The sequence below is a fragment of the Porphyromonas gulae DSM 15663 genome, assembly GCF_000378065.1.
Classification (GTDB): Bacteria; Bacteroidota; Bacteroidia; order Bacteroidales; family Porphyromonadaceae; genus Porphyromonas; species Porphyromonas gulae.
Window position 1 is genome coordinate 40,661 of the sequence record NZ_KB899149.1, and the last position, 26,097, is coordinate 66,757.

General features: G+C 50.5%; 29 protein-coding genes, 1 tRNA gene and 1 pseudogene. 14 read left to right on the forward strand and 17 right to left on the reverse strand.

Features of this window, described 5'->3' with window-relative positions; genetic code table 11:
- Positions 1–15: 15 nt before the first annotated feature.
- Positions 16–1,203, reverse strand: coding sequence for a two-component system sensor histidine kinase PorY (gene porY / locus F452_RS0101390; RefSeq protein WP_018964476.1), 1,188 nt, complete (start codon positions 1,201–1,203; stop codon positions 16–18).
- A gap of 97 nt (positions 1,204–1,300) precedes the next feature.
- On the opposite strand from porY, the gene F452_RS12270 reads away from it, so the two are divergent.
- Positions 1,301–1,624 (forward strand): hypothetical protein, encoded by a 324-nt coding sequence (locus F452_RS12270; protein ID WP_162473157.1) that lies wholly within the window; start codon positions 1,301–1,303, stop codon positions 1,622–1,624.
- On the opposite strand, the gene F452_RS13170 is transcribed toward F452_RS12270, so the two are convergent.
- Positions 1,590–1,682 carry a DUF1661 domain-containing protein gene (locus F452_RS13170; RefSeq protein WP_152566834.1) on the reverse strand — a complete coding sequence of 31 codons (93 nt, stop codon included), beginning with the start codon at positions 1,680–1,682 and terminating at the stop codon, positions 1,590–1,592. The genes F452_RS12270 and F452_RS13170 overlap by 35 nt on opposite strands.
- Here F452_RS13170 and F452_RS11825 point away from each other — a divergent pair.
- The 4 genes from F452_RS11825 to F452_RS0101405 all read left to right on the forward strand — a co-directional run bounded on the left by F452_RS11825 (position 1,654) and on the right by F452_RS0101405 (position 4,235).
- A complete protein-coding gene (locus tag F452_RS11825) occupies positions 1,654–1,797 on the forward strand; it encodes a DUF1661 domain-containing protein (RefSeq protein WP_394358151.1) in 144 nt (47 codons plus the stop codon). The genes F452_RS13170 and F452_RS11825 overlap by 29 nt on opposite strands.
- A gap of 199 nt (positions 1,798–1,996) precedes the next feature.
- Positions 1,997–2,069 (forward strand) — tRNA-Lys (locus F452_RS0101395).
- Between the two features lie 452 nt (positions 2,070–2,521).
- Positions 2,522–3,502: a dihydroorotate dehydrogenase-like protein gene (locus F452_RS0101400; RefSeq protein ID WP_018964477.1), complete on the forward strand. Its 981-nt coding sequence runs from the start codon at positions 2,522–2,524 to the stop codon at positions 3,500–3,502.
- Positions 3,503–3,563: 61 nt separating this feature from the next.
- Positions 3,564–4,235 (forward strand): OmpA family protein, encoded by a 672-nt coding sequence (locus tag F452_RS0101405; RefSeq protein ID WP_018964478.1) that lies wholly within the window; start codon positions 3,564–3,566, stop codon positions 4,233–4,235.
- Between the two features lie 109 nt (positions 4,236–4,344).
- Here F452_RS0101405 and bioD read toward each other — a convergent pair whose 3' ends face one another.
- Together bioD and dapA are read right to left on the reverse strand one after the other, a co-directional pair.
- Positions 4,345–4,998 (reverse strand): dethiobiotin synthase, encoded by a 654-nt coding sequence (gene bioD, locus F452_RS0101410; RefSeq protein ID WP_018964479.1) that lies wholly within the window; start codon positions 4,996–4,998, stop codon positions 4,345–4,347.
- A 29-nt stretch (positions 4,999–5,027) separates the two neighbouring features.
- Positions 5,028–5,921, reverse strand: coding sequence for a 4-hydroxy-tetrahydrodipicolinate synthase (dapA, locus tag F452_RS0101415; protein ID WP_018964480.1), 894 nt, complete (start codon positions 5,919–5,921; stop codon positions 5,028–5,030).
- A gap of 228 nt (positions 5,922–6,149) precedes the next feature.
- On the opposite strand from dapA, the gene F452_RS0101420 reads away from it, so the two are divergent.
- The 4 genes from F452_RS0101420 to F452_RS0101435 all read left to right on the forward strand — a co-directional run bounded on the left by F452_RS0101420 (position 6,150) and on the right by F452_RS0101435 (position 9,830).
- Entirely contained in the window at positions 6,150–6,425 is a 276-nt protein-coding gene (locus F452_RS0101420) for a YtxH domain-containing protein (protein WP_018964481.1), read from the forward strand.
- Between the two features lie 256 nt (positions 6,426–6,681).
- Complete coding sequence (locus F452_RS0101425; RefSeq protein ID WP_018964482.1) at positions 6,682–7,062, forward strand: hypothetical protein; 381 nt, start codon at positions 6,682–6,684, stop codon at positions 7,060–7,062.
- 41 nt (positions 7,063–7,103) lie between these two features.
- Entirely contained in the window at positions 7,104–7,454 is a 351-nt protein-coding gene (locus F452_RS0101430; protein ID WP_018964483.1) for a hypothetical protein, read from the forward strand.
- A 90-nt stretch (positions 7,455–7,544) separates the two neighbouring features.
- Positions 7,545–9,830: a helix-turn-helix domain-containing protein gene (locus tag F452_RS0101435; RefSeq protein WP_018964484.1), complete on the forward strand. Its 2,286-nt coding sequence runs from the start codon at positions 7,545–7,547 to the stop codon at positions 9,828–9,830.
- On the opposite strand, the gene tilS is transcribed toward F452_RS0101435, so the two are convergent.
- The 4 genes from tilS to F452_RS13175 all read right to left on the reverse strand — a co-directional run bounded on the left by tilS (position 9,825) and on the right by F452_RS13175 (position 13,543).
- Positions 9,825–11,189, reverse strand: a complete 1,365-nt coding sequence (tilS, locus tag F452_RS0101440; protein ID WP_018964485.1) for a tRNA lysidine(34) synthetase TilS — start codon at positions 11,187–11,189, stop codon at positions 9,825–9,827. The genes F452_RS0101435 and tilS overlap by 6 nt on opposite strands.
- A 262-nt stretch (positions 11,190–11,451) precedes the next feature.
- Positions 11,452–12,207 (reverse strand): zinc ribbon domain-containing protein, encoded by a 756-nt coding sequence (locus F452_RS0101445; protein WP_018964486.1) that lies wholly within the window; start codon positions 12,205–12,207, stop codon positions 11,452–11,454.
- A gap of 17 nt (positions 12,208–12,224) precedes the next feature.
- On the reverse strand, positions 12,225–13,319 hold the full coding sequence (locus tag F452_RS0101450; RefSeq protein ID WP_018964487.1) for a Nif3-like dinuclear metal center hexameric protein: 1,095 nt from the start codon (positions 13,317–13,319) through the stop codon (positions 12,225–12,227).
- Between the two features lie 164 nt (positions 13,320–13,483).
- Positions 13,484–13,543 (reverse strand): DUF1661 domain-containing protein, encoded by a 60-nt coding sequence (locus tag F452_RS13175; protein WP_152567046.1) that lies wholly within the window; start codon positions 13,541–13,543, stop codon positions 13,484–13,486.
- A 13-nt stretch (positions 13,544–13,556) separates the two neighbouring features.
- Between F452_RS13175 and F452_RS13180 the strand changes: the two are divergent.
- The 3 genes and pseudogenes from F452_RS13180 to F452_RS0101460 all read left to right on the forward strand — a co-directional run.
- Positions 13,557–13,766: pseudogene (locus F452_RS13180) on the forward strand (DUF1661 domain-containing protein); the annotation flags it as partial.
- A gap of 72 nt (positions 13,767–13,838) precedes the next feature.
- The gene (locus F452_RS0101455) at positions 13,839–14,465 is read left to right on the forward strand and encodes a DUF4294 domain-containing protein (RefSeq protein WP_018964488.1); all 627 of its coding nucleotides are present in this window, start codon (positions 13,839–13,841) and stop codon (positions 14,463–14,465) included.
- Positions 14,466–14,532: 67 nt separating this feature from the next.
- On the forward strand, positions 14,533–14,928 hold the full coding sequence (locus tag F452_RS0101460) for an START-like domain-containing protein (RefSeq protein WP_026292092.1): 396 nt from the start codon (positions 14,533–14,535) through the stop codon (positions 14,926–14,928).
- 27 nt (positions 14,929–14,955) lie between these two features.
- On the opposite strand, the gene priA is transcribed toward F452_RS0101460, so the two are convergent.
- The 3 genes from priA to F452_RS0101475 are packed head-to-tail and all read right to left on the reverse strand — an operon-like array spanning position 14,956 to position 19,789.
- Positions 14,956–17,469: a replication restart helicase PriA gene (gene priA / locus F452_RS0101465; protein WP_018964490.1), complete on the reverse strand. Its 2,514-nt coding sequence runs from the start codon at positions 17,467–17,469 to the stop codon at positions 14,956–14,958.
- A gap of 33 nt (positions 17,470–17,502) precedes the next feature.
- Positions 17,503–18,975: an NADPH-dependent glutamate synthase gene (gene gltA / locus F452_RS0101470; protein ID WP_018964491.1), complete on the reverse strand. Its 1,473-nt coding sequence runs from the start codon at positions 18,973–18,975 to the stop codon at positions 17,503–17,505.
- 22 nt (positions 18,976–18,997) lie between these two features.
- Positions 18,998–19,789, reverse strand: a complete 792-nt coding sequence (locus tag F452_RS0101475; RefSeq protein WP_018964492.1) for a sulfide/dihydroorotate dehydrogenase-like FAD/NAD-binding protein — start codon at positions 19,787–19,789, stop codon at positions 18,998–19,000.
- A 200-nt stretch (positions 19,790–19,989) separates the two neighbouring features.
- Here F452_RS0101475 and trmD point away from each other — a divergent pair, with 200 nt between their 5' ends.
- Positions 19,990–20,667, forward strand: coding sequence for a tRNA (guanosine(37)-N1)-methyltransferase TrmD (trmD, locus tag F452_RS0101480; RefSeq protein WP_018964493.1), 678 nt, complete (start codon positions 19,990–19,992; stop codon positions 20,665–20,667).
- A 31-nt stretch (positions 20,668–20,698) separates the two neighbouring features.
- Positions 20,699–21,610, forward strand: coding sequence for an ion transporter (locus tag F452_RS0101485; RefSeq protein ID WP_018964494.1), 912 nt, complete (start codon positions 20,699–20,701; stop codon positions 21,608–21,610).
- A 69-nt stretch (positions 21,611–21,679) separates the two neighbouring features.
- Here F452_RS0101485 and F452_RS0101490 read toward each other — a convergent pair whose 3' ends face one another.
- From F452_RS0101490 to F452_RS0101515, 6 genes are all read right to left on the reverse strand, one after another.
- Positions 21,680–21,901, reverse strand: a complete 222-nt coding sequence (locus F452_RS0101490; protein ID WP_018964495.1) for a hypothetical protein — start codon at positions 21,899–21,901, stop codon at positions 21,680–21,682.
- Positions 21,898–22,347, reverse strand: coding sequence for an N-acetylmuramoyl-L-alanine amidase (locus F452_RS0101495; protein WP_018964496.1), 450 nt, complete (start codon positions 22,345–22,347; stop codon positions 21,898–21,900). Before F452_RS0101495 ends, F452_RS0101490 begins: the two co-directional genes overlap by 4 nt.
- Before the next feature lie 138 nt (positions 22,348–22,485).
- Complete coding sequence (locus F452_RS0101500; protein WP_018964497.1) at positions 22,486–22,962, reverse strand: HU family DNA-binding protein; 477 nt, start codon at positions 22,960–22,962, stop codon at positions 22,486–22,488.
- A gap of 361 nt (positions 22,963–23,323) precedes the next feature.
- Positions 23,324–24,058, reverse strand: coding sequence for an outer membrane beta-barrel protein (locus F452_RS0101505; RefSeq protein ID WP_026292093.1), 735 nt, complete (start codon positions 24,056–24,058; stop codon positions 23,324–23,326).
- 33 nt (positions 24,059–24,091) lie between these two features.
- Positions 24,092–24,802 carry an RloB family protein gene (locus tag F452_RS0101510; protein ID WP_018964499.1) on the reverse strand — a complete coding sequence of 237 codons (711 nt, stop codon included), beginning with the start codon at positions 24,800–24,802 and terminating at the stop codon, positions 24,092–24,094.
- A complete protein-coding gene (locus F452_RS0101515; protein WP_018964500.1) occupies positions 24,775–26,076 on the reverse strand; it encodes an AAA family ATPase in 1,302 nt (433 codons plus the stop codon). Before F452_RS0101515 ends, F452_RS0101510 begins: the two co-directional genes overlap by 28 nt.
- Positions 26,077–26,097: the final 21 nt, after the last annotated feature.

Here is a 26,097-nt window from a genome sequence, read left to right on the forward strand (position 1 = left end):
ATTTCATTCGTATACTTATGGCAGATCGGCCTGCTTCGGCAGCAGAATACGGAAAGTGGTACCAATACCCGGCTCCGATTGCTTTACGCTTATTTTCCCTTTGTGATATTTCTCTATGATTCGCTTTGCCAGAGACAAACCCAAGCCCCAACCTCTGGTCTTCGTGGAATAGCCCGGACGGAATATATCGCGCATTTTCCCCTTGGGGATCCCTTTGCCCGTGTCGGTAATATCTATTACTGCGTACGAGCCTTTCTCCTTGAGTTCGATCGTGATCTTTCCTTTGCCACTCATGGCATCGACGGCATTTTTGATCATATTTTCGATCACCCAACTGAACAGCGGTGCCGAAAGGGCTATGCGCATGACCTCATTCGGCATCCTCAATTCTATGTCCACCTGTCGCGATACGCGGTAGCGCATGTAGTCCGCTGTGCTGCCCAAAGCCTGACGGACATCCTGTACTTCCGTCTTGGGTTCCGAGCCTACCTTTTGGAACCGTTCGGCTATCATACGCAGTCGGTCTATATCCTTTTCCATCTCATTGGTGATAGATGGATCCTCTTCCGATGCCTTGAGGAGTTCCACCCATGCCATCAGGCTGGATATGGGTGTACCGAGCTGATGGGCAGTCTCTTTGGAGAGTCCGTTCCATACACGATTCTGTTCGGATCTGCGCTCAGCCAGCAAGGCCATGATGGAGATACCGAGGAAGACAAATATCACGCTCAGAGCTATATAAGGCAATACCAACAGTCGCCGCAGGGTTTGGCTGTCGGAATAATAGAGGAATTGTGGCCGACGGGCCTCTATTTCTATTCGGATAGGAGGATACCCTTCCTTGAAATAACGAAGTTTCTTTTGGAGGTAGGGTAGTGCAGGTTTGCCGGCCGGAATGTCGATATTGTTGTGCGAAATAATGGAGTCTTTGGAATCGCACAGGATGACGGGGATGCTATTATTGGATTGGATAATCTGCAAAACAAGGTCTTTGGCCAGAACGGCTTCATCGTCCGAAGCCACGATCTTGGTAGCCTGTGCCCATAGCTCGATTTTCTGCCTTTCCTCGCCGGCCATCTTATCGATCAGGCTGTCCGAAGCAAACAGCGTAAGGAGGGCAATAACCATGGCTGCGAAAATAAAGGTAACGCGCATCGTGATGCGGCTCCGCTCGAAGAAAGTTTGATTACCGCTCCAGCTCATACCCTATAGTTTTCGCTTTTCGTTCTTGGTGAGGCCTCTTGTTCGTATTCTTTTGCATAAGAAAGTAGGTATGCTATGCGCCCAAAGATAGAGAATAATGGTCTACTGCGATAGGGAGATATTCCTCATTCTGTCCGAATTTCTCTCAGCTTCGGGCAGCTCTACAGCTCCATCATCGGACAAAGCTCTCCCCGTTCTTTCCCCGTGGGGGCGGATCCACAGAACCTCCTCTATTGAACGCAAAATCCATACAATGATTGTATCGAGAACCGAAGAGGACAACCCTCGCCTATTCGACCGGAAGAAACTCCACAAGCAGAGACAGCTGACAGACATTCCTCCCACTAAAAGAAAGTGTAGGGAGCATCATCCCCTGTCGAATGAGTTTACGCGCGGAAATTTTCTCTTTTGTCCTTCCTGAAAATGTGGCGCGTAAACTTTTTGGTTTTGGTGCGAGAAGTAAAAAAATCTCGCGCCACAGCGAAAAAATTCTCGCGCCGCTTTTCGGGAAAATACGCGCCACAATCGGAGCATTTCCCGTTCGTATTTCCGAGGCTGTCAGTCGTAGACTTTCCGACAATGGTGAGGCTCTAACGCCTCCATCCTACAGACTCGGCCAACAGACAAGCACGACATCCCCACACATTGCCCTCGCATTAGACTGATGGGGTCATAACAGCTGATGCAGGAAGGTGCATAAAAGAAAAATTTTCCGGAATCATTTGGCACATAACGAAAAAAGCATACCTTTGCAGCGTCAAAATCAAAAGGGGCTTTCCTTTTGATGGGTATTGACTCCGTAGCTCAGTTGGTAGAGCAAATGACTCTTAATCATTGGGTCGTGAGTTCGAGCCTCACCGGGGTCACAAAACAATAGCAGAGAGGGCTGTGTTGAAATAGTTTTTTTTCGACACGGCCCTTTTACTTTTATATTCGGGTTCGCCTTTTTCCGGGAGGAAAGCTCTCGCATCAGGCCTTCCGGCCCCCCTGCCCTCGAAGGGACAGAGATATAAAAAGAGCCTTTCGCCCTATTCGGCAGGGCTGCTGCATATATTACTATATTAGGTATATGAATGAAAGAACAGGACGATTAACGGCTGAGGTGAAATAAATTATATCTTTGTGCAAGTATTCATTCTAACAAAAGTGTAAGTATCAATAGAATAGACCTTCTGTGTAGCCCGTATCTCGCATATATGTGCCGGAGGCACTGGGAAGTCCTGTTGTCGAGGGCGTTTTTCGTCTGTCTTGAAAGAGATGACCGAGAGTGATCGGGGAAGGCTTGCAGGGTCTTTTTCGTAATTCATAATAAACAGATATGATCGATTTGTCCACTGAGTTCGCCGGCTTGCGCCTGAAAAATCCTATTGTCGCAGCAAGTTCGGGACTGACCCGCAACCTCAAAACCATCAAAGATCTCGAAGCAGCGGGTGTTGCTGCCATCGTACTGAAATCACTGTTCGAAGAGCAGATCGAGGCAGAAATGTCCCAAATGATGTCCCCGATGGATTACCCTGAGGCGGCAGACTATATCAATGCCTATGTACAGAGCAACGAGATCTCCAAACACCTCGACTTCCTTCGCGAAGTGAAGCGCGAGGTGGCTATCCCCGTAATAGCCAGCATCAACTGCTTCCGCTCCGATTCGTGGGTGGACTTTGCCAAACAGTTCGAAGAGGCCGGAGCCGACGCTCTCGAAATCAACGTGATGCGACTCAATACCGATCTCTTCTTCGATGCCAACAAGGCCGAACAGATGTATGTGGATATTATCAGTTCTCTGATCAAAGCCATCAGAATCCCTGTAGCGGTGAAGCTGTCCAAGTCTTTTGCCAATATCCCATCTCTCGTCGATAAGCTGCGGGCGGCAGGAGCCAAGGGGGTAGTACTTTTCAATCGCTCATACCAGCCGGACATCGACATCGACAAGGTGCAGATGGTGGCCGGAGACGTATTTACCTCTGCCGGAGAAATCTCGGACACGATTCGCTATGCCGGTATCGTCAGCGCATTGGTGCCGGGCATATCCATCGCCTCTTCCACGGGTGTTCATGATGGAGAGGCTGCACTCAAGTGCCTGCTGGCCGGTGCACATGTGACGCAGATATGTACCGCTCTTTACAAAAAGGGACCTCAATTCGCGGCCGAAATGATCGCCACCATTGAGAGCTGGATGCAAGTAAAGGGCTACTATTCGGTCAGTGAATTCCGAGGCAAACTGAATGCTGCAAGCGTGAAGTCGGCAACGATGTACGAGCGTATGCAGTTCATGAAGTACTTTGCCAATAAAGATAATTGATCCCCTGCGGGATAGCTTTGTGTGAACAAAGCATAGTGTAAACGAATAAAAAGAAGAGCTAATGAAGAAATCAAGTGTAGTGGCCTCGGCTTTGGCCGTGGGTCTCGTGTTCGCCGGCTGCGGACTGAACAATATGGCAAAAGGCGGCCTTATCGGCGCCGGAGTAGGAGGTGCTATCGGTGCCGGAGTAGGTAACGTGGCCGGAAATACGGCTGTCGGTGCCATCGTCGGTACCGCAGTCGGTGGAGCAGCCGGTGCTCTCATCGGGAAAAAGATGGACAAGCAGAAGAAGGAACTGGAGGCTGCTGTACCCGACGCTACGATCCAGACCGTAAATGACGGAGAAGCTATCCTTGTTACTTTCGACAGCGGCATTCTTTTCGCCACGAACTCCAGCACGCTGAGTCCTAACTCACGCACTGCGCTGACGAAGTTCGCTGCAAACATGAACAAGAACCTCGATACGGACATCCGCATCGTAGGCCATACGGACAATACAGGCTCCGACAAGATCAACGATCCTCTGTCCGAGAGACGTGCAGCCAGCGTATACTCTTTCCTGAATTCTCAGGGCGTGAGTATGTCGCGTATGACAGCTGAAGGACGTGGAAGCCACGAACCGATTGCGGACAACAGCACAGCTGCCGGACGTTCGGCCAACCGTCGTGTAGAGGTTTACATCTTGCCGAATGCCAAGATGATCGAACAAGCTCAGCAAGGTACGCTGAAATAAGCCTTATAGACCTAAGGAAATAGCGAAAGCCTCCGACTCTGCCTAATAAGGAGAGTCGGAGGCTTTTCTGTTTTGAGGATAGAATCTTGATTGTTGGCCTGTGCCCGAATCAATGCCGTTCTGACATCACCATAAGCTGGGTGTCGGGATGATATTTATCCAGATAGAAGCGGAGATAATCGAGGGTGTTGGCTGTGATGCGGTCGTCTTCGGCGGGATAAAGATTGTAGACGATGGTTTCGACCGTAATGCCCCTGTGGCGGCATAATTCCAAATTGAGTAGCGTGTGGTTGATACTCCCCAGTCGCCCACTCGTCACGAGTGCGATCGGGTAATCTCGGTCAGCAATAAAATCAGCCGTAAGATAGTCTTTGGTGATGGGCACCATCAGTCCGCCGGCGCCTTCCAGAAGCACGCGATTGTAGCCGCGAGAAAGCAGAGCCTCAGTAGCCCGGTCTATGATCTTGCAGTCCACCCTTTTGCCATCTATATCGGCGGCAAAGTGAGGGGAAGCCGGATAACTGAAAATATAGGGGCAGGTAAGACCTAATCGGTCTTCCTCCATCATGGAGCATCCGGTCAGACGGCGGTGTGCTTCTATATCCTCAGAAGTGCCGACGCATCCCGTCTGTACGAGCTTCTGGGTGATGACTCTTTGCCCTGACTCGGAGAACTTGTCGAAAAGAAAAGCCGTGGCATAAGTTTTCCCGATATTCGTGTCTATTCCGGTTACAAACAGGACTTGAGAGGGAATGATAGGCATGGCTGTATGGACGAAAGTTGAAAATCTTTTTACCGCTGTTCGATCTGATTGCGAACTCTGGCAATCAAAGTAGACGTAGAGTCCGATGCAGATACAAGCGGCAGCCGTAGTATATTGTGACGGATGAGTCCTTTTTGATAGAGCAATTCCTTGATTCCGGCCGGATTACCATCGACGAACATCAGGTAGTACATTCCTTCGAGTCGCTGTTGGATGGCTTCGGCTTCTTCAAATCGGTTCTCCAAACACAGATGTATCAAGCGACTGAAAAGTTCCGGATAGGCATTCCCGATCACGGAGATAACCCCCTCGGCACCTTCTTTAATAAAGGAAAGGGAGAGATGATCGTCGCCCGACAGGACGATGAAAGGATCGGGTTTTTCCGCCACTATTGCACGTACTTGGTCTACATTGCCCGATGCTTCTTTGACACCGATGATATTCGGACAGTCTGTAGCCAGTCTAAGAGTAGTTTCGGGTTTGATATTTACACCCGTTCGTCCCGGAACGTTATAAAGGATGATAGGCGTATCGGTAGATTCGGCCAATTTCCTGTAATGTCTATAGATGCCTTCTTGCGTGGGTTTGTTGTAGTAAGGTGCAACGGATAAGATGGCATCCACGCCGGTCTTGTCCATGGCTTGGAGCCGATTGACGATCCGCTCCGTATAGTTACCTCCGGCCCCAACGATGATCGGACACCGTCCTGCCACCGCCTCCCTGACTGTTTGCATTATGGCAGAGCGTTCGGCTTCCTCGATGGTGGGCGATTCACCCGTTGTGCCAAGTACTACGATGTAGTCGGCACCTCCCGCTACCTGATAATCCGCTAAAAGTCGAAGCGATTCGTGATCTACCTCTCCCTTCTCATCGAAGGGGGTAATCAGGGCAACCCCCATACCTCGCAACTGTGCTCTGTCCATTCGTATTCTATTTTAGAAACAAAAGTAAAAATAATGGAGCAATGAATATGAAGAGGTATTTACAATTCGGAAGGAACTGCAGAATCGGAGAAATATGAAATTGTTTCATTCGGAAAAAACTTTTATCTTTACGGATGAACAATTAACGAAACTATTCACCATTCGAGTGTAATTGGTTTTCTGACAAAATTGATTCAAAAGCATTTAATTAAAGTAAGGAGGATTTTTATGAGCTCACAAGGAAAGTTTTCTCTCGGTCTGTTAGTGGGCCTTGCCATTGGGGCTGCCGCTGCTTATTTCGCCGATCGTGAAAAGCGCAATCGCTTCGTTGAAGACATCAACAGCACTGCCGACAAAGTAAAGGACAGCGTGGTGGAAGGCTATTACGAAGCCAAGAACCGCTACCAGAAGTACCGCAGGAAGATGAAGGGGATCACCGAGGATATGGTGGAAGAGATCGGTGACAAGTACGACGAAGTACTCGACGATCTCAGAAGCGAATAACTCCGGGGGCGTGTAGATCGTGTGCCAGGCATACCATCTACACGCCTTATCTTTTGAAGGCGGAAGTGTGTCAGAGAGCCCGTTCCCCTTTGTGCCAATCGAACACCCCCTCAGGGACGTAAGGTTTTTAGCAGTAGAGATGGTTGTATGCGGTCGAGTTGATTTTGTTGCCGGACTGAAATATAATCTGCTGCCCGGCTCTTTATCTCGTTTTTTCATCCCTATTCCATTTAAGTTTAACTAAGATAGACAGACAATGCTCAAACGACTAATAGAAAATACATATCGCTATTTCGCCCTTCGGACAGAGAGCATAGCATATACGATAGCCGAAGAAGGAGCACGATTGATCGCGAAATTGGCTTTGCTGGCTATGTCCGTCCTGATGTCGTTCCTGATACTCATATTCCTGAGTATCGCCTTAGGATTCGGCTTTGGGCGGTGGCTCGGAATAGGAGCTACGGGAGGCTTTTTCGTTGTAGTAGGGATCTATCTGCTGGTTTTCCTGATCGGATATCTTTGTCGTCATCTGATCAGAAGATTTATCCTCGGACGGCTGGCCGGAGAGGTGCTGGAAATCGTAGCTCGCCATCAAAGAAAAAAAGAAGAAGAGGAAGAGAGGGCAAATAATAAATAGTTCCGACAAAAGTCGTCGTACAAACCATAACAAAAAGAAAGATGCGAGCATATTATGAACTGAAGCGTCGTCGAGATGCATGCGAAAAGGAAGCAATGCGGTGCCAAAAGGATATCTTTCGTTGCTTGGATCATGTACGCAACAATTATGGCGACATGATCTTCCAAGAAGTTGAGAACCACCTGTTCTACCCCGGTAGCCTCGGCAACAAAATACTCCGCTTCTTCATCGGCAAGAAGCAAGTGCCTTCAGCTAAACTAATGACTCCGACGGGTCGACCTACGCTTCATCTGATCGAGCAACTTACGGACTTCGGTCGTCCTTTGTTGATCAGTACCCTGCTTGGCTTTGTCAAGCGTAGTATCGTTCGCCGCTTCCGCAAGCGTCGATAATCTCCCCGATTCTGTCTTTTCGGGCAAGGGGCATTTTATGTCAGCGGCTGACAAACCGATATAATTGTTGTCTGCCTGAAACAAATCTCCATGAACACAAAAGAATATGTGCTGGACTTTATCAACCGCACGAACTGTAACCTTTTCCTTACCGGCAATGCAGGGACAGGTAAAACGACCCTGCTGCGCCACATTGTCCAACACACATTCAAAAACTGTATAGTAGCTGCTCCCACCGGAATAGCAGCCTTAAATGCCGGTGGCGTGACGCTGCATTCGCTTCTCCAGCTTCCTCCGGGGACATTCATTCCGTACGGATTGCCTCCCGAAAGCACAATGGGGGTAAACATCCTTACACCGACATCTTTCTGGAAACAGACACGTATGCATGCGTCGAAGCGTAAATTGCTTCGAAACATGGAGCTGCTCATCATCGACGAAGTCAGCATGCTCCGTGCCGACACGCTGGATCTGATCGATTTCGTTCTTCGTCGCATGCGGAGCAATCCCCGACCTTTCGGCGGAGTACAAGTCCTGTTTATCGGTGATCTTATGCAGCTTCCACCGGTAGTCAAACCGCATGAATGGGAGCTAATGTCAGCAATCTATCAAGGCGTTTTCTTTTTTCATTCCATGGTGGTTTGTCAGCATCCGCCTGTATTCCTCGAACTGGAAACGATATACCGGCAGACGGACACACGCTTTATGTCCTTGCTGAACAACCTGCGCCACAATCGTCTGCCGGCAGACGATTTGACTTACCTGAAGGATCATGTGAATCCGACTTTCGACAGCACCTGTCACGAAGGCTATATCACGCTGACAACGCATAATCACAAAGCCGATCAAATCAATCGACGCGCTTTGGAAGCCTTACCTGCACCGTCCCAAACCTATAAAGCGACCATCAAAGGCGATTTTCCGGAACATCTGTATCCTTTGGAACCGACAATGACGTTGAAAGAAGGTGCCAGAGTAATGTTCGTTCGCAATGACACCCACCACCCAAGACGCTACTACAACGGGAAAATAGCCGTAGTCCACTCCCTTTCTGCATCGTCGGTGGTCGTTCGGACTGACGGCGGAGAACTTATAGAGGTAGAGCCACACGAGTGGACCAACGTCCGCTACTCCGTGAACCCCGAAACCAACGCCCCCGAACAGGAAGTAATCGGCAGCTTCCGCCTCTTTCCGCTTCGAGCAGCTTGGGCTATCACCGTGCACAAAAGCCAAGGACTGACTTTCGAGCATGCCGCCATCGATCTGGAAGGTGTCTTCGTTCCCGGCCAAGCCTACGTAGCCCTGTCACGTATGACAGGCCCTGAGGGGATGGTACTGCTCTCTCCTCCGGATCTGCGTGGGTTGGAAACTCCTCAAGAACTGGTCGAATATGCACAGACGAAGCCCGACGAAAAGGGACTCCGGACTTCTTTGCAGGAAAACAGCCTCGCCTATTGGAAGCAGCAATCCGATGAGGCTTTCGACTGGCAGAGCTTGATGAATATATGGCACAAACACAGTCTCAGCTATCGAGAGGAGAGCGAGCTGAGCAGCAAAAGCCATTATAGCGATAGAGCAGCCGAACAATCGGCCAAAATAGATGCGATCACCAAAGTAGCCGGCCGTTTTCGCCGGCAGCTTAACGGTCTTTGGGGGCAATCGCCACTCGACTTTGCGACCGTCAAGGAGCGAATCGACAAAGCCGTGGATTATTTCCTGCCACAACTTTCTGCCATAGCACGGGAACTTTCCTCCACGATCCAAGAAGTCGGAATGCTGAAAAAAGCCAAACAGTTTGCGAAAGAACTGCTCGAACTACAGGACAATCTGCATACCGCCGTGTACCGCCTGCTTCGCTTACGAGCCGTTTTCGGTGCTCTCTCTGCCGGACAAAGTCTCAGCAGACAGGAGCTTCGGACGGAAGAGCTGATGACCGAATGGGTTCACAGCATCTCACCCAAGGACGAAGCCCTGCCAACAGCCGCCGGCAACCGGAAGAGTAAAGAGAAAAAAACCAAGGAAAAGAAAAAGACTACCCACGAGACAACGCTCGAATTGCTACTGGCAGGTATGAGCATAGAAGAGGTCGCTACCGAGCGGAAACTCAGTCCGAGCACCATCGAAGGGCACGTTGCCCTTTTGATAGAGAAAGGACGATTGGCTCCCGATGCCTATATAAATGCCGGTATCATCTCCGAATTACGCCCCTATTTCACCAATCCCTCTCGCATATTCGAGCTCAAATCCTTGTATGAGCGTCTCAATGGGCAGTATTCCTATACCCTACTCCGCCTTTACCGTGCTTACTTCATCCTGATGGATGCAAAGGGGAAAGAATACACTCACAGAGAAAAAACCATCGAGCAAGCTCTATAATTCGAAAGAAAAGAGCAGATATTCTTCTGAATCCGTCAGCCCATTGATGGCGAATCGCCGATCGGCTGCATAGCCCATGATCCATACCACTTCTGTACCTCGAGATAAGAGCCAAGCCTCCTCTCTCCGGCTCCGCGGCACATGACGATCGATAAAGAAACGGCTCACTCTCTTACAGCCATTCATCCCGTAAGGATAAATACGATCGCCTGGCTGCGGACGACGCACGCAAAGCCCCTCCGGAGAGGATTGCACAAGCGACAAAGAAAGCAACAGCTTGGTATTCGGAAGCCGCAGACCCTCCAAGCCCAAATCGGCAGGAGTACCACGCTGCCAACTCAGTCGCTTTCCATCCGGCAGATCGAGGAAGGAGTCTCCGATTTCAAGGCCGAACGGTTTCGACATCTCCGTCTTCGACGATAAGGGAAGCACCGTAAGCCGCCCCCTCTCACGCAAGAGACGATGCGAAGAAGAGAAAAAAGAAGCTCCGGGCGGATTGTCCAGAGCAGCAGCCACCTCCCGTATCTGATCCCTGTTGAACCCGTACGGATGCAGCAGATCGTACAGCAGCGTAAACGGAGCAGGTGTTTCTTCGACCTCCCGAATGCTTATCGAAGCGGTCGTTCTCAGGCTGTCGTGAAAATCCTCCGTTGCCTTCGAGTAAAAAGCTGCAACGCCCTCCAGATTCTCCCGAGTGCGCAGCAACGCCTCCTGAAGCGACGGATTCAACTCCTTTAATAGCGGCATGATCCGGTGTCTGACCAGATTGCGCCGGAAGCGCGTATCCTCGTTGGAAGAGTCCGTACGATAGGTGATTTTTCGGTCGAGCAGATAAGCCTCTATCTCATCCCGTGTGGCATCCAGCAGGGGGCGCACGACACCATCGTTCCGCTTATAAGGCATCCCGCACAGGCCGTTGATTCCCGTTCCCCGACAGAGGTTGAGCACCATGGTTTCGGCATTGTCGTCGGCATGGTGTGCCACTGCCACGTATTCGATAGCCAGTTCTTTCCGCAACTGTCCGAACCATTCGTAACGCAGTTCACGTGCGGCCATCTCGATCGAAATCGACCGCTCGCGAGCATAACGAACCGTGTCGAAGTCGATCCGATGCAGCCGGACATTCAGCTCACGGCACAGACCCTCCACGAAAGCTGCATCCTCATCGCTCTCTTCCCTTCGGAGGTGGAAATTGCAGTGTGCCGCCACCGTCTCATACCCCAATTCGCGCAATACGCAGAGCAGAGCCACCGAGTCGGCACCTCCGCTGAGAGCTACCAGTACGAGGCGGTCTCCTTCTCGGAAGAGCTTCCGCTCTCTGATCGTCGTTCGGACGCGGTTTGTCAGGGAAATCTTCATCTTGTCGTGAATATATCAGGGGAAAATATCCGGACCGGCCATCCTGCCGATGGGAAAATCTCTTGGAAATGACGAGGCTCTTCATCCGAATGAGCCGAATGCTGCCATAAAACAAAGAGAGAACTCTCGTCCTCTCTCATCAGTCCTGCCGGCACCTCCGAAGAGAGCCGGACCTTGTCTCGGAAAACTTCCGCACCTGTGAACCCGAAGCATCGGCCGCCAGCGAAAACCGCCCATACCGGCCTCTTACTTTTCAGGAGCCTTATGCTCCCATTTCGGGATCGACCATGATTCGTCCGCAGTATTCGCAGACGATGATTTTTTTCCGAAGCTTGACGTCCAGCTGCTTCTGAGGAGGAATCTTGTTGAAGCAGCCGCCACAGGCATCACGCTCTACGGGCACCACGGCCAGGCCGTTGTGCGCACCCTTCCTGATACGCTTGAACGCCGTCAGCAGGCGCGGTTCGATCTTGGCTTCGAGCTTCTTCGCCTTTTCGCGCAGCTTCTCTTCCTCTTGCTTCGTCTCGGCAATGATGGTATCCAGTTCGCCACGCTTTTCGGCCAACACCTCGCTATGCTCTTCCAGCACCTCTTTCAGAGCAGCTATATCGGTCTTGCGCTGTTGGATTTCGGCGTTGTATTCCTTGATCTTCTTTTCTGAGAGTTGGATCTCCAGCTCCTGAAATTCGATCTCCTTGGAGAGATTGTCGAATTCACGGTTGTTGCGCACCTCGTCGAGCTGTTTTTTGTATTTCTCCAGCAGCGTCTTGGCTGTATTGATCTTTTCCTTTTCGGTGGTTACAGCCTGATTGAGCTGCTTGGATCCGGCTGTGAAGTTCTCCAAACGAGTCTGCATTCCGGCGATTTCGTCTTCCAGATCCTGTACTTCCAGGGGCAGTTCCCCACGGAGAGTCTTGATCTTATCTATTTCAGAGAGGGTATTTTGCAACTTGCTCAGTGCTGCCAATTTTTCCTCTACGCTCTGTTCGTTCTCAACGATGATCTTTTCTTTAGCCATGATGCTCAATTAACTAACTACAAATAGTTTACCGGATTGGTTGCAACCGATGATTTGTGGGTGGCAAAGGTAGGGAATTTCTGCGATATTATACGCATAAATAGCTCATTAGCCACCTCTTCGCTCTCGTAATGACCGATCGTAACCAGCAGCAGATGCTCCCCTGCATCGAAGAAGTCGTTGTACTTCGCCTCACCCGTCAGGAAGAGGTCTGCGCCCTCCTGCGCGGCACGCCGCCACATGAAAGCACCGCTACCGCCGCATATAGCCATCCGCCTCAACGGCCGTTCCCTCCAAGCCGAATGGGACAGCACCTTCAGGCCGAATACCTCCTTGATGCGTAGCAGCATCTCGCGCTCGCTTGTGGGCGAAGGCAGGTCGCCCACGATGCCACCTCCGGCCGAGGGATGATCGTTGGCCAGTGGGATCAGGCTGACAGCCGGCAGCTCGTACGGATGAGCCGCGTGCAGAGCCTGCATCACGGCACCCTGCCTGTATGCAGGCAGTACGACGCTGATCCGCTCCTCCGCCTCACGGTGCAATTCGCCTATCGCTCCCACAAAGGGATTGGCACCCTCGGCAGCCCTGAAAGTCCCAGTACCGGCATGGCTGAACGAACAGCAATCGTAATGTCCCAAGCGGCCTGCACCGGCCTGCCACAAAGCCTGCCTCACGGCATCGGCATGCTCCGTGGGGACGAAGGTGACCAGCTCCAAGAGCTTGCCCTGCAGCGGCTCCAGCGGTCGCGTATTCAGCAAGCCGAAGCGTTCGGCCAGCAGCGCATTCAGTCCCTGCGGAGCGTTGTCCGCATTGGTATGAGCCGCATATAGCACCAGTCCGTGCCGTACGGCCAACTCCACGCACCGCTCCACGTAGGAGCTGCCGGTCAATCGCTTGAGCGGTTTGAAGAGAATAGGATGATGCGCAATGACCAGATTGCATCCCAGCCGAATGGCCTCCTCCAATACCGCTTCGGTAACATCCACACAGAGGAGGGCACCCGTTGCCTCCCGCTTGGTGTCGCCCACCTGCACGCCACTATTGTCATAGCTCTCTTGATAAGCCCTCGGGCAGACCGCCTCGATAGCTTCTATAATATCCTGAATGATCATCTTCGAGTGCGAGCCAAGAGGCTCTGTTTGGTTTCTTTGTCCAAAGGTAATTTTTTGCACACACTTGACCGCCGCCCCCTTGTCCAAAGACAGTCACCGATGGGCGCAAAACATCCTCCTACCTCAAATGACTAAATGAAAAAATCGCGCCGGAATCGGCCCGATTACGGTTCGTGTTTTCGGGAAAACACGCGCGAGAATTTTTTCGCTGTGGTTCCAAAAATTTTTAATTCTTAACGAGAATTTTTTACTTCCCCAACAAAACCGAAAAAATTCCCGCGCCACGTTTTTGAGCCTATAGAACAGGGAATTTTTGGAGTCAAAATAATTGGAGAGAGGGCCATTGTCAAAAGGATTTCTTTGGCGATAATGAGGAAATATCCGGAAACGGTCTACAAAGAATATCGGGATGGATGCGGAGTTGTGGGTTTGTATAGAATATTTTGAAAATCAATCGATTGTATTTTTTTTGCTGCGATTGTATAAGCAGTCTCAGTCGTTTTTTTGTAAGTTTGAGACATGTATAGAAAAGCCTTGCTTTTGTTGGGTTTGAAGTTGTTGGCTTTGAACCGATTGTACACTCAGGAGCCGCGCTTAGGGATACCGGATTCCATGCTGCGGCACGGAACCGTGGTCACCGTGGAGAAGGGCGACACCGTATACGATATCGCTCTACCCCAGGTGTGGGTGAAACACAAGAAGTACAAGTCGCGCCAGCTGACACCGCAGGAGAGACAAGAGCTTTGGAGGCTGATTCGGGACGTAAAACGAACCTTGCCCTATGCCAAAATGATCGCTGCTACTCTGATCGAAACATACGAATATATGGAGACGATGCCCGATGAGAAAAGCAGACAAAAGCATCTCAAGCGCATGGAAAAGGAGATGAAGCAGCAATATATGCCGGAAATGAAACGGCTGACTCTGCGACAGGGCAAGCTCCTGATCAAGCTGATCGACCGACAGTGTGCGCAGTCGAGCTACCAATTGCTCAAGGCCTTTCTCGGTGGATGGAAAGCCGGATGGTGGAATCTCTTTGCCCGCTTTTATGGCGCTAGCCTGAAGACTCGCTACGAACCCGACAAAAATCCGGAAGATGCCCTGACGGAACGAATAGTTTTGTTAGTGGAAGAGAAAAGAATTTAACAAAGTTCCTTTGTTGTTTCGGCGAAAAATGCTATATTGGCCTCTGTTTTTCAGAGACGACTTGTTTATGGAAAAGAATAAGTTACAGCTGGAGTATATTTTCGACCGTGTATCGACACGTAGTCTGTGGCGTTATCTGAGTACACCGGATGGTTTGTCGGAATGGTTTGCCTACAATGTGAGGTTGGAAGACAACGGGGACTTCTATTTCCAATGGGATAAGAATAGTGGCGAGAAGGCTTCTGTCCTCGAGCAGCGAGAGGGCGAAAGGATCCGTTTCCAATGGCATAGAGAACAGGATCAGAATGCCTGTTTCGAATTTGTCATCCATCACTCGGAATTGACCGGAGGGAAATCTTTGGAGGTTATCGACTACATTGCTCCGGAAGAAGTGGCCGACATGGAGCACTTCTGGAACAATCTGATCAGCAGGCTTCGCCTTTCTCTCGGTGCACCCGAATGATCTGACTCCGAAGGATCCGGAGGCTGTCTAAAGCGGATCTACATCGAATAGGATGCGCACTCGCTTGTATTCTTGAGTGCGGGTCTGAAGTGCTGTGCGAATGGTATCGAGTATATTGCGCGCTGCAGATACGGAGAATGAGAGAGGAAGACGAAGGAGCAATTCGCGAATGAATGCATTCCTAAGACGGGAGATGGGGGGCACCAAAACGGGAGAGAGACTCAACTCCGGCAGATGGGCGGCCAAAGAGGCGGCATAGTCGGAGGCGATTCGCTCCGCGAGATTCTCTTCGCCTGCTCGGAACTCGATTCGTATCAGCCGGCTAAAGGGAGGGAAGAAAAGCATTTGCCTCTCCTCCAGTTGTTCTCCGATAAAAGCCTTATAATCACCTTCTCGCAATAAATCCGCAAAGGAGTTGCCCGGATTGTTCGTTTGTACATAAAGACGGGAGGCTCTGCTCCTAAGCATGAGCTGATAGAGCAGCTGATAAGCTCGCTCGTAGGCGCGGAAATCCGGGAAACCCAATATGCTGTCCAGCTGGGTGACGGCTACAAGGCCTACATGTTCGTTATAGGGTTGCCCCTTGATCAGTTGGGTGCCGACAAGTATATCCACCTCTTTCGCCTCCAGACGCGCCAGGGCCTCGTCCATCTTCGTCCGGCTCATGGCCATATCGCTGTCCATTCTGAGGATGGAGGCGGTAGGGAAACGTCTTTTAAGCTCTTCCTCTATTCTTTCAGCTCCATACCCCACGGGTTGCAGGCTGCTCGGCCCTCCTGCTCCCGATGCCCCCTTGCAGGAGGGGCAGATGCGCGGAAGGGGTCTGCTGTAGCCGCAGTAATGGCAGACGAGCATACCGGAATGCTTGTGATAGGTGAGACTCACGTCGCAGTGGATGCAACGGAGCTTTTCCCCACAAGAGCTGCAAATGATATACGGAGCGAATCCTCTGCGATTTTGGAGGATGACGGCCATTTTTTTTTGCCGAATCGTCTCTTCAATCGCTGAGACGAGGGGGAAAGAAAGCAGGTCGCCTGCTCCGACCTGTCTTTGACGGCGCATCTTGCCCATGTCTATGACTTCCAAATCGAATCGGGGGCGAACCCAATCGTCCGGCCACGCAATCAGTTCACAGGCTTTGTGGCGAACTTGGTGGAGCACCTCGGCGGAAGGAGTAGCCGAAGCCAGTACCACGGGGCATTCATGCAGGCGGCCGAGTCGAGTTGCCACTTGTCGCGTATGGAATCGGGGGGCAGGATCCTGCTGCTTGTAGAGGTATTCCTGTTCCTCGTCCACTATGATCAATCGCAAACGACGGAATGGCAGGAAAAGAGCCGATCGAACACCGAGCACCATACAAGGATCTTCCGTTGCGGCCAATCGGTTCCACACTTCTACCCTTTTGGCATCGCTTTCAAAGGCATGATAGGATAGCAAACGACTGCCCAGTCTCTCGGCCATGCGTGTGGACAGAGTATCGCTTCCTGCTCGTTTGTTCGCTTCCGGAGAGAGGTACAGGACTTGACCTCCTGAACGGACAACTGCTTCCGTCCAAGCCAAGAGTTGTTTTTCTTTGCGTCGAAAGTCATGCGTATAGAGGAGAGAGAGCGGTTTTTGAGGCAGGGGAGCCGATACTGCGGAGTCTGTAGAACTCTCTTCCGATCGAATGGCTTTATCTTCCTCTTGGGGCTGCTCCCACAGGCGGTACTCACCTCCGCCGGCCGAATACATGACCGAGTGTGTAACAGATTCGGACAGAAAGATTCCTTTCTTTTTCAGAGCGGAAAGGGTAACTGTAGCATGAGGCTCGGACTCCGCCAGTAGCCTTTGCGGTATGGGAGAGGAATATGGGAGGGAGTGCTCTGTTATCAGCTCTGCCCAGCGAAGCAAAAGGGCGGATTGCTTGGGAGCACGATGCAAACTATCCAGAAGTGAGGCAAAACCCTCTTCCGTCCGGAAAGGCTCTGCCAGACGAACGAATGCTTCTGTCTTGGCCTTGTACCGGTTTTTTACTTCTTCCTCCAGCCGTATGGCCCCTCGCTCGACCAGAGAGGTAAAAGCGCGAATCGCTCGTTTGTCGACAGCCTTTTGCAGGGCATCAAGCGTGTAGGTTCGCTCTTTTGCCGACTCCAAAATATCGAGCAGCTCCTCTTCATCGCGACTAAGCCGGCTGTCGGCTTCGAAGTCCGTATTATAATGGATGACGGTACGACTCTCAGGAAGTAATGCCGCAGGCAGAGCAGCACGGAGTACTTCTCCCTGCGTACATATGTAATAAGCCGACAGCCACTGCCACAGACTCAGCTGTGAGGCAGTGACTGACGGCTTATCGTCAGGCAGGAGGAGAACCTCCTTGAATGAAATTTGCAGGTTGGGACGCTTGTCGGACAGTCCGATGATAATCCCCGTATAGTATCGCTTGGCTCCGAAAGGTACTACGCAACGCATCCCCACGACGGCTTTCTCGGCCAACTCCTCGGACAATCGGTAGTGAAAACTACCCTCAAGAGCCAAGGGAATGAGGACTTCGGCATAGCGCATAGCTATCTTCTCCCTTTCATCTCGGAGTCATGGCTATGATTCCGCTTTCAGATATTCGTGCATGGCTGCTGCTGCTTTCCGTCCATCGCCCATCGCCAATATCACAGTGGCTCCGCCACGAACGATGTCACCACCGGCAAAAACATCGGGGAGAGCAGTCTGATTGCTCTCATTGACGACGATGGTTCCTTTGCTTGTCACTTCAAGACCGGAAATAGTTCGGGGAACGAGTGGATTGGGCGATACTCCGATACTTACGATCACCTCGTCCACGGGGATCTCCTCGATAGCCCCCGTGATCGCAACAGGACGACGACGACCACCTGCATCCGGCTCGCCAAGCTCCATCTTTTGCAGGCGCATCGCAGTTACTCGACCCCGTTCATTACCAATATATTCGATAGGATTGTGCAGCGTCAGGAACTCTATTCCTTCCTCTTTGGCGTGCTTCACCTCTTCCAGTCTTGCCGGCATTTCCTCTTCGCTGCGTCGATAGACGATCATGGCACGCTCGGCTCCGAGGCGTTTGGCCGTACGGACGGAGTCCATGGCCGTATTGCCGCCCCCGATGACAGCTACATTCTTGCCCTTGAAAACGGGTGTGTCGCTATCGGTTTGGCTCGCATGCATCAGATTGACGCGCGTCAGATATTCATTCGAGGACATGACACCTACAAGGTTTTCGCCCGGGATATTCATGAAATTGGGCAGACCGGCACCACTTCCTACGAATACACCGCGAAATCCTGCTTCATGCAGGTCATCGTACGCGATCGTTCGGCCGACAATCGTATTCGTTTCAAAACGTACGCCCATCTCTTCGAGGAGATTGATCTCCGAATCGACTATGCTATTCGGGAGACGAAATTCGGGAATTCCGTACTTGAGCACTCCTCCGATTTCGTGCAGAGCTTCGAATACGGTCACGTCATAGCCCAACTTGGCCATGTCTCCGGAGAAAGAAAGTCCGGCCGGACCGCTTCCGATCACAGCCACTTTGATACCGTTGCGAGGAGCCATTTCGGGGACTTTGAGTGCGCCCTGTTCGCGTTCGTAGTCTGCGGCAAAGCGTTCCAAGAAACCGATGGCAACAGCCGGTTTGTTCATCTTCGTATAGATGCAGCGGCTTTCGCACTGCTTCTCCTGCGGACAAACACGTCCGCACACCGCGGGCAAAGAGCTTGTCTCTCGCAAAGTAGATGCCGCAGCCAGTATATCGCCTACTTCTATCTGCTTGATAAAGGTCGGGATATTGATACTCACGGGACAACCCTCCATGCAGCTCGGTTGCGGACAATCGAGACAGCGAGAGGCTTCAGCCATAGCGGCTTCGCGAGACAGACCGCGATTGACCTCTTCATTGATCTTGGAGCTACGATAGAGAGGGTCGAGTTCGGGCATTTCAGCTCGTGGACGCGACATGCGTTCTTTATTTTTGAGCGTGTTGCGCAGCTCCTCTCTCCATGGCTCGGAGCGGCGCAGTCGAATAAGTTCTTCTGTAGTCATGTCAATAAGGCAGAAAATAAGGTTATTCCATCTCTCGGTATGCGCCCAAACGCATGATCATCTCATCGAAATCCACTTGGTGTGCATCGAATTCAGGGCCATCGACACAGACGAATTTCGTCTGTCCTCCCACGCTTATGCGGCACGCCCCACACATACCGGTACCATCCACCATAATCGTATTGAGCGAAGCTATGGTCGGTATCTCGTATCGTTTGGTCAGGAGAGAAACGAACTTCATCATCACGGCGGGCCCGATCGTAACGCATAGGTCTACCTTTTCCCGTTTGATAACGCTTTCCACTCCATCCGTTACGAGGCCTTTCGTTCCGTAAGACCCATCGTCGGTCATGATGATCACTTCATCGCTATTGGCTCGCATCTGTTCTTCAAGGATAACCAGATCTTTAGTTCTGGCAGCCAACACGACAATTACGCGGTTGCCTGCTTTGTGGAAAGCCTCCACGATCGGGAGCAAAGGAGCCACGCCCACACCGCCACCGGCGCAAACCACAGTGCCGACCTTTTCGATATGCGTACTCTGTCCCAGCGGACCTACTACATCCGTGATATAGTCGCCGACTTCGAGCTCGGCCAATTTCTTGGAAGATTTTCCCACGGCCTGAACCACTAAGGTAATGGTACCGCGCTTTACGTCAGCCTGTGCAATAGTCAGGGGGATGCGTTCGCCTTTCTCACCAACGCGGATGATTACGAAATGTCCTGCTCTTCGCGATTTGGCTATACGAGGAGCCTCTACTTCCAGCTTGACCACATTAGCCGAGAAGTATTCTTTGGATACGATTTTATTCATAGTAACAGTCACATTTGCCCGCTGCTAACCGAAGCGTTCGGCCGCAAAGGTAAGAATAATCCGGGGGAGCAGATAGGACAAAGAAAAGGATACCTCCGTTTGGAGAGCTGAGGGAAGGCGACAGTCACACGGGAATACCTTCGGGGGAAACGGATAAATATGGTAGTTTTGTCTATAAATAAGTACGAATAAACACCATAATGCGCATTGATATAATCACCGTGCTGCCCGAAATGATCGAGAATACGCTCAACTGCTCGATCATCAGAAGGGCACAGGAAAGAGGACTGCTGGAACTGAAGCTGCACCAGCTTCGCGACTATTCCACTGATAAATGGAAACGTGTGGACGACTACCCATTCGGTGGAGAGCCCGGCATGGTGATGCAAATAGAACCGATCGACCGGATTATCACCGAACTGAAAAGCCAGAGAGAATACGATGAGGTGATATTTACCTCTCCCGATGGTGAGCGTTTCGACCAACCGATAGCCAATGAGCTGAGTCTCCTGTCCAATTTGATTATCCTCTGCGGGCATTATAAGGGGATAGACTATCGTATCAGGGAACACTTGATCACCCGTGAGATTTCGATCGGCGACTACGTGCTCACCGGCGGAGAGTTGGCCGCCGCCGTGATGACCGATGCCATCGCTCGGCTCATCCCCGGAGTCCTGAACGATGCCGGCAGCGCACTGTCCGACACCTTTCAGGACAATCTGCTGGCTCCTCCGGTCTATACCCGCCCGGCCGAGTACAGAGGTTGGCGAGTGCCGGACATTCTGCTCAGCGGACATGAAGCCAATATCGCCAAATGGCGTCTCGAACAGGCTGTGGAGCGGACTAAGCGGTTGCGCCCCGATTTGATAAAAGACTGATCCCGCTCACCCCTGATTCTGCGATACGCTTATGAAGATGATAGAATGGCTCACAAGCAAACTGCCCGATCGGGCACATGTTCGCTCCATCATATTCGGCATGAATACCCCCACGGGACGCCTCTTCGATATTCTCCTGCTATGCCTCATCCTTCTGAGCGTCATTGTCGTTTCTGCCGAGAGTACCGTAGGCCTGTCCCATAGCACGAGGGATTTTCTGCTTTGGTGCGAGTGGGTTATCACCATTGTATTCACCATCGAATACATCCTGCGCATCTACTGCCTTCATAAGCCGTGGCGTTACATCCTTTCCTTTTACGGCATCATAGACCTCATCTCCATCCTTCCCTCCTATATAGGCCTTATCTATAGCGGAGCACAGGTATTGATGGTCTTCCGTATCCTTCGACTGCTGAGGATCTTCCGTATCCTGAGCCTGAACAACCTTGTCTCCGCAGGTGATATGCTCGTGCGATCCATACGTGCCAGTATGGCCAAGATTATGGTCTTCATGCTTTTTCTTCTCCTGCTCGTCACCATTCTCGGCTCGGTCATGTACCTGATCGAAGGGAGGGTCAATCCCAATTTTTCCAGCATCCCCAAGTCCATCTACTGGGCTATCGTCACGCTGACCACCGTAGGCTATGGCGATATTACCCCCGTCACGGCCGTCGGTCAGTTGGTATCTACGATAGTGATGCTGCTGGGTTATTCCATTATTGCCGTACCGACGGGAATCATTTCGGCCGAGATGACCAAATCCAATCGCGCCGACTCCATGGTCGCATTCGACACACCCATCCGCTGTCCGCGCTGCAACAAACGCATCCGCAGGCGCAAGGCTCGCTACTGCGACCAGTGCGGCTACTCCCTTTTTACACATGGTCATACAGTAGTCCCCAACACCTATAAACCGGAAGGGGATACCGGCAGCAACGAATAGACGCCCCCTCCGATCTCCCCCTCTCTTCTCACCATCTACAAGTCAAAGTCTAGCAGTCAGCCGACTAGCTTACAGATCCGACTTCTTCCCGTACCCGCTATACTTATATCTGTAACGGTAATCGATACCGAGCAGACTGCCTGCAAAGGTGCTCACTTCTCCGTAAGCAATCAGCACGCTCGAATCGATTTCCCCCACAGGAGGGACAAAGAAGCCGATGAACAGCAGTAACAACCCGACCAAACACAAGAGAACGGCCAAGGCGAGGTGCATCCTTATCCTTCGTTTCATAGCCGACTGTATTCTGCGTGTACATCGAAACAAGGGCACGCCTTCATCCATTCGTCGGGAGTAATGCTCCCGTCGTGATTGCGATCGTAGCTCAAGTCGCGATGGCCGACTATTCTTGCCTGTGGGTACAGGTTTCTCAGCTGCATCAGCAAACGCCTCAGGGCAGCCTTCTGCTGCGGAGTTCGCGTATCGGCCGGCTTGGCCGCCGAATTGAGACCTCCCTCATAGCAGACACCTATACTGCAGAGGTTGTACCCTTTGGCATGTGCTCCCGGCTCTGTCGTCGGTCGTAATGCTTCCGTATCCCCGTTGCGACGGATGTAGAAGTGATAACCGGCCGAGCGAAACCCTCGTGTCCGATGGTCGCGATCGAGCTGAAGCGATGTGTAGGCCATATTGGATCTCGTGGCCGAACAGTGGATGACTATATATTTGATGGTATTCATTGTTTTGGATGTTGATAGATGAAAAAATTAGACTCATTATAGAAAGATAAAGGCCGGAGACAAAAGCAACTTCCCTGTCTCCGGCCTTCCAATTAGATTCGCGTCCCTGCTTGAACACAGGAGGAATACGGATCAGGATTAGAGACCGCCGCCTCCGCTGCCTTGCTCACCGCCACCCTCGGGAGAATCAGGAACAGTGGGAGTACCTCCTTGCTGTTCTCCGGGACGAACCAGGTTGATCCCTTTCAGTCGAATCTGCCGACAGGCGCGGCGAATATCGCCACCGGGCAGGAAGAGCACCCGCGCTCGGCGGATGTTTTCCACGGTAAACTCCTCTCCTTCTTTGGCGGCTTTGGAGCTGAGACTGATCCGGAAGCGACCCAATTCTCCCAACGAGATAGCCCGTCCTTGCTTGAGCCCGGTGATGACAAGACCCGTTACCGTATTGATGATAGAGCGGACATCACCCTCACTCACCGCGGAGATTTTGCTTGTCAGATCGCAGATCTCGGACAAATCCATATCTCCCGTTTTCAGCGTTTGGGCGTATCGAATCTTCGCCAGCTGTCCGTTGATCATCACTTTACGTTCTTTTACTTTGAATGAAACTGCCATAATAATTTTTGTTGTTTAATAGATTGATGAAATAATACTGTCGGCACTTCGGTTTGTTGCTATCGGATGGCCATCCATGCTTTCGTTCCTTTTTGCTGACGATGCAAAGGTAGAACGGCCCGTTTGTACCCGGGAATCGAACTGCATCCTGCGGCTTCCTGTGGTATCCTATGGCCGTCTTCGGCCTTCTTCTCGGTCGATTTCGTTTGTCGAGGGGAGCCGGATTGCTCCTTTTTATACGCGCACGACCGGGAAAGCAGTGGGAATAATGCACTCAATCCAAGTCAGTACTAAAAAAGAAAGAGCCTCATGGGATAGGCAGTACGATCCCATGAGGCACCAAACCGGATACCGGCAATGACTAAAAGCGGTAGCCAATACCCACGAAGAAGTCACGATTATAAGCGTATTCGTTATTCCCCTTTTCTCTCAGTGCAGTCGTCGAAGAGGATTGTCTCTTGTCTTTCAACCCGGGAATATCAGAAGCTCCACCCGATACAATATCCGCAAATCCATGTTCATAACCTATCTGTACATAATAACGCTTATAGTGGAATGCGGCTATGATGTTTGCCCCGATGTCCCAGCGGGTATTCGTTGGGCCACCAATCGCAGGACCAAAAAAATCTGTGCTGTAGTTGTTCGGCTTCCAACCTTCAAACTTCTGCCGATATGTACCATATATACCGTATGCGAGGAAAGGACCCGCTTCGATCGAAACAGCCATGTCATTCATCAGGTCGAACCGTATGCCGGCATTGATCGGCAGTTGCAGATAGTGCAAGCGAGTGGAAACCTTCGTAATATAGTTGATTTGAGGCTCCATTTCGGGTATATCCCATTCGGTTTTGGAGCCCTTCATCGTATAGTTCAGCCCGGGAGCCAAATAGAATCCACCTGATCCAATCTTGAATTCGGCAGCTACTCCGACCCTCAAGCCGACATTCATTTTGGTATCCCACACATACCCGTCTCTTTTCATGCTCTGATTGCTGCCTACGAAGTTGGCATCTACGCGAAGTGCCGGGCGGCTTTGCCCGATGGCCATAGTGACCGAAGCAAGTAGCACAAGGGCTACAGTAAAAATCCTTTTCATTTCTATTCGTTTGATTGGTTATCTACACCCTCTTTATTTGTTCTTTAATACGGATAGAGGATTTTCCAATTCCTCAACCAATAGATCGACCCTTGTGCAAGGGTTGTGATTGGCATAATCTTTATCCTTGTGATTCGAACGAAGTCTTTTTGCACATTCCTTTGCTAAAATTCCATCTCCATGGTCTTTCAATATGTTGTAAAAGGAAGGATCATTCTTATTGTATCGGAAAGAATTATCATTAAGTCGCTTTTGTATCAACTTTTCAAGTTTGGAAATGTAAGCATCACGGCTGATAGGTACATCCAGATATTGGAAATGGAGAAGGAACCACAATTCAAAAGCTTCGTTTGTCCAAGCGCATCCGAAACCATAGCTTTTTGCAAGGTCGATAGCTCGATTAAAATCATCAAAATCGTCTTTATCAAAGACAACCCAAATCCGATCAAAGCCTAATTCACGTTCTTTTTCAAGATCATCCCGAATCTCTTTGGCTCGTTCGACTAATGCACAAGTAGAACAACCTTGTCCCCTAATCTCTGCCTCTGCCTCTGCGTCGCGAACTTCCGAATAGTGGTTGCCAATCAAAGCCTTAAAATAGTTGGGTTCCGTCTTTTGTCCTTCACAAACAATCAAGAATCGGACTATTATGTCCCGAGTATTCTTTTTGCGTTTTTTTGCGGCTTTTGCTTCTCGCTTTTCACGTTTTAGTCGTTCTATTTCTCTTTTTGGCGGTTGTCCCATGGCTCTACACTTGAAAAAATGAACGGGATAGCTCCATAACGTCCGTTAATATAGTCGTTTTGAAAACTCCGATCTTTACGAACTTTTATTCCTTCTGTATCTCGAAACTCTATCAATGAATAAAGATCGGAGGATTCTGTCCTGTCTTTTTCCGTGAACCAGATTTGATCACGGCGTAAATAATCGCCCTTCAGCAGATTTGTGTCGTGAGTATTAAAGATCAACTGTGCCCCGTTGGGATTTGTCTCCGGAGACATAAACAACTTCAGAATACTTCTGGTCAAAAGGGGGTGGAGTTTGGCATCTAATTCGTCTACCAGCAAAACAGAACCTTCTTTCAATGTGTCGAATAAAGGGCCTGAAAGCTCTATGACTTTCTTGGTCCCTTCCGATTCCATTTCATCCTTGGCGAAAATTTTTTCCTCGACCTGATTACCGTCTTGGTCATACACCCAATGAGAAGTTTTGATTTCTAATACGCTTCGGCCATCGAATTCTTTCAATATGAATTCTTTCAGTTCATCCGGTACTTCCTTGAGTACATCGTTCGAAAGAGGTTGCTCTGTGACGATCAAGTCTTTGAATCCTAACTGCGTGCGACGGAAGAAGTCTTTGGCTTCATTACATCCTTCCGGATTTTCTTTGAGCATTTTCAGGGTAAAGCCTTCATAACCCTGTTTTTCTACACCCGAAATAAGATTGCAGTGCTGAAACCAGTCCAAAATAGAAGATGATTTCTTTCCATTTAGCTGCGCACACAAGGACACAAAAAGTCTATTCCCGAGCGTAGCATCTGCTTTGCCATCACCTTCCGGAAATCGTTTCTTGGATATTTCGAACTCGCTTCCGGCACGAAGAAACAAATTGAACTCCCTCTCCTTTTCTTGCTTTTCATATAGCCACTCACTAATGATACGGGTTTTATCATACTCGAAACCATATCTGTATTTTACACCGTCTTTCAAAAATTGTATTTCAAAAGAAGTTGGTTTTTGGGCAGATTCCCTATCCAACATAAACGGGTCGAAACGAAGCGTATCCTGAGGGTTCAATTTTACCGAATCCAATACGATGCTACGCATTTTGGCCAAAGCAAAAAGAGCATTGCTTTTTCCACTTGAATTGGCTCCGTATAAAACGGCTGCCGGAAGGAGTTTGTAAGCTCCTTTCCTAATGACAGATTTGGAAAGTTCTTTGATGGCAGAAGCTTCCATGCTCAAAGTTTTTTCATCTCTGAATGAGCGGAAATTCTTAAAAGTGAAGTTGACCAACATAACTCACACAATAATTATTTG

What these genes read in the sequence shown, in the direction of transcription:
- porY (WP_018964476.1), bottom strand. Translation starts at nt 1,203, where the DNA reads ATGAGCTGGAGCGGTAATCAAACTTTCTTCGAGCGGAGCCGCATCACG.
- F452_RS12270 (WP_162473157.1), top strand. Translation starts at nt 1,301, where the DNA reads ATGGTCTACTGCGATAGGGAGATATTCCTCATTCTGTCCGAATTTCTC.
- F452_RS0101400 (WP_018964477.1), top strand. Translation starts at nt 2,522, where the DNA reads ATGATCGATTTGTCCACTGAGTTCGCCGGCTTGCGCCTGAAAAATCCT.
- F452_RS0101405 (WP_018964478.1), top strand. Translation starts at nt 3,564, where the DNA reads ATGAAGAAATCAAGTGTAGTGGCCTCGGCTTTGGCCGTGGGTCTCGTG.
- bioD (WP_018964479.1), bottom strand. Translation starts at nt 4,998, where the DNA reads ATGCCTATCATTCCCTCTCAAGTCCTGTTTGTAACCGGAATAGACACG.
- dapA (WP_018964480.1), bottom strand. Translation starts at nt 5,921, where the DNA reads ATGGACAGAGCACAGTTGCGAGGTATGGGGGTTGCCCTGATTACCCCC.
- F452_RS0101420 (WP_018964481.1), top strand. Translation starts at nt 6,150, where the DNA reads ATGAGCTCACAAGGAAAGTTTTCTCTCGGTCTGTTAGTGGGCCTTGCC.
- F452_RS0101425 (WP_018964482.1), top strand. Translation starts at nt 6,682, where the DNA reads ATGCTCAAACGACTAATAGAAAATACATATCGCTATTTCGCCCTTCGG.
- F452_RS0101430 (WP_018964483.1), top strand. Translation starts at nt 7,104, where the DNA reads ATGCGAGCATATTATGAACTGAAGCGTCGTCGAGATGCATGCGAAAAG.
- F452_RS0101435 (WP_018964484.1), top strand. Translation starts at nt 7,545, where the DNA reads ATGAACACAAAAGAATATGTGCTGGACTTTATCAACCGCACGAACTGT.
- tilS (WP_018964485.1), bottom strand. Translation starts at nt 11,189, where the DNA reads ATGAAGATTTCCCTGACAAACCGCGTCCGAACGACGATCAGAGAGCGG.
- F452_RS0101445 (WP_018964486.1), bottom strand. Translation starts at nt 12,207, where the DNA reads ATGGCTAAAGAAAAGATCATCGTTGAGAACGAACAGAGCGTAGAGGAA.
- F452_RS0101450 (WP_018964487.1), bottom strand. Translation starts at nt 13,319, where the DNA reads ATGATCATTCAGGATATTATAGAAGCTATCGAGGCGGTCTGCCCGAGG.
- F452_RS0101455 (WP_018964488.1), top strand. Translation starts at nt 13,839, where the DNA reads ATGTATAGAAAAGCCTTGCTTTTGTTGGGTTTGAAGTTGTTGGCTTTG.
- F452_RS0101460 (WP_026292092.1), top strand. Translation starts at nt 14,533, where the DNA reads ATGGAAAAGAATAAGTTACAGCTGGAGTATATTTTCGACCGTGTATCG.
- priA (WP_018964490.1), bottom strand. Translation starts at nt 17,469, where the DNA reads ATGCGCTATGCCGAAGTCCTCATTCCCTTGGCTCTTGAGGGTAGTTTT.
- gltA (WP_018964491.1), bottom strand. Translation starts at nt 18,975, where the DNA reads ATGACTACAGAAGAACTTATTCGACTGCGCCGCTCCGAGCCATGGAGA.
- F452_RS0101475 (WP_018964492.1), bottom strand. Translation starts at nt 19,789, where the DNA reads ATGAATAAAATCGTATCCAAAGAATACTTCTCGGCTAATGTGGTCAAG.
- trmD (WP_018964493.1), top strand. Translation starts at nt 19,990, where the DNA reads ATGCGCATTGATATAATCACCGTGCTGCCCGAAATGATCGAGAATACG.
- F452_RS0101485 (WP_018964494.1), top strand. Translation starts at nt 20,699, where the DNA reads ATGAAGATGATAGAATGGCTCACAAGCAAACTGCCCGATCGGGCACAT.
- F452_RS0101490 (WP_018964495.1), bottom strand. Translation starts at nt 21,901, where the DNA reads ATGAAACGAAGGATAAGGATGCACCTCGCCTTGGCCGTTCTCTTGTGT.
- F452_RS0101495 (WP_018964496.1), bottom strand. Translation starts at nt 22,347, where the DNA reads ATGAATACCATCAAATATATAGTCATCCACTGTTCGGCCACGAGATCC.
- F452_RS0101500 (WP_018964497.1), bottom strand. Translation starts at nt 22,962, where the DNA reads ATGGCAGTTTCATTCAAAGTAAAAGAACGTAAAGTGATGATCAACGGA.
- F452_RS0101505 (WP_026292093.1), bottom strand. Translation starts at nt 24,058, where the DNA reads ATGAAAAGGATTTTTACTGTAGCCCTTGTGCTACTTGCTTCGGTCACT.
- F452_RS0101510 (WP_018964499.1), bottom strand. Translation starts at nt 24,802, where the DNA reads ATGGGACAACCGCCAAAAAGAGAAATAGAACGACTAAAACGTGAAAAG.
- F452_RS0101515 (WP_018964500.1), bottom strand. Translation starts at nt 26,076, where the DNA reads ATGTTGGTCAACTTCACTTTTAAGAATTTCCGCTCATTCAGAGATGAA.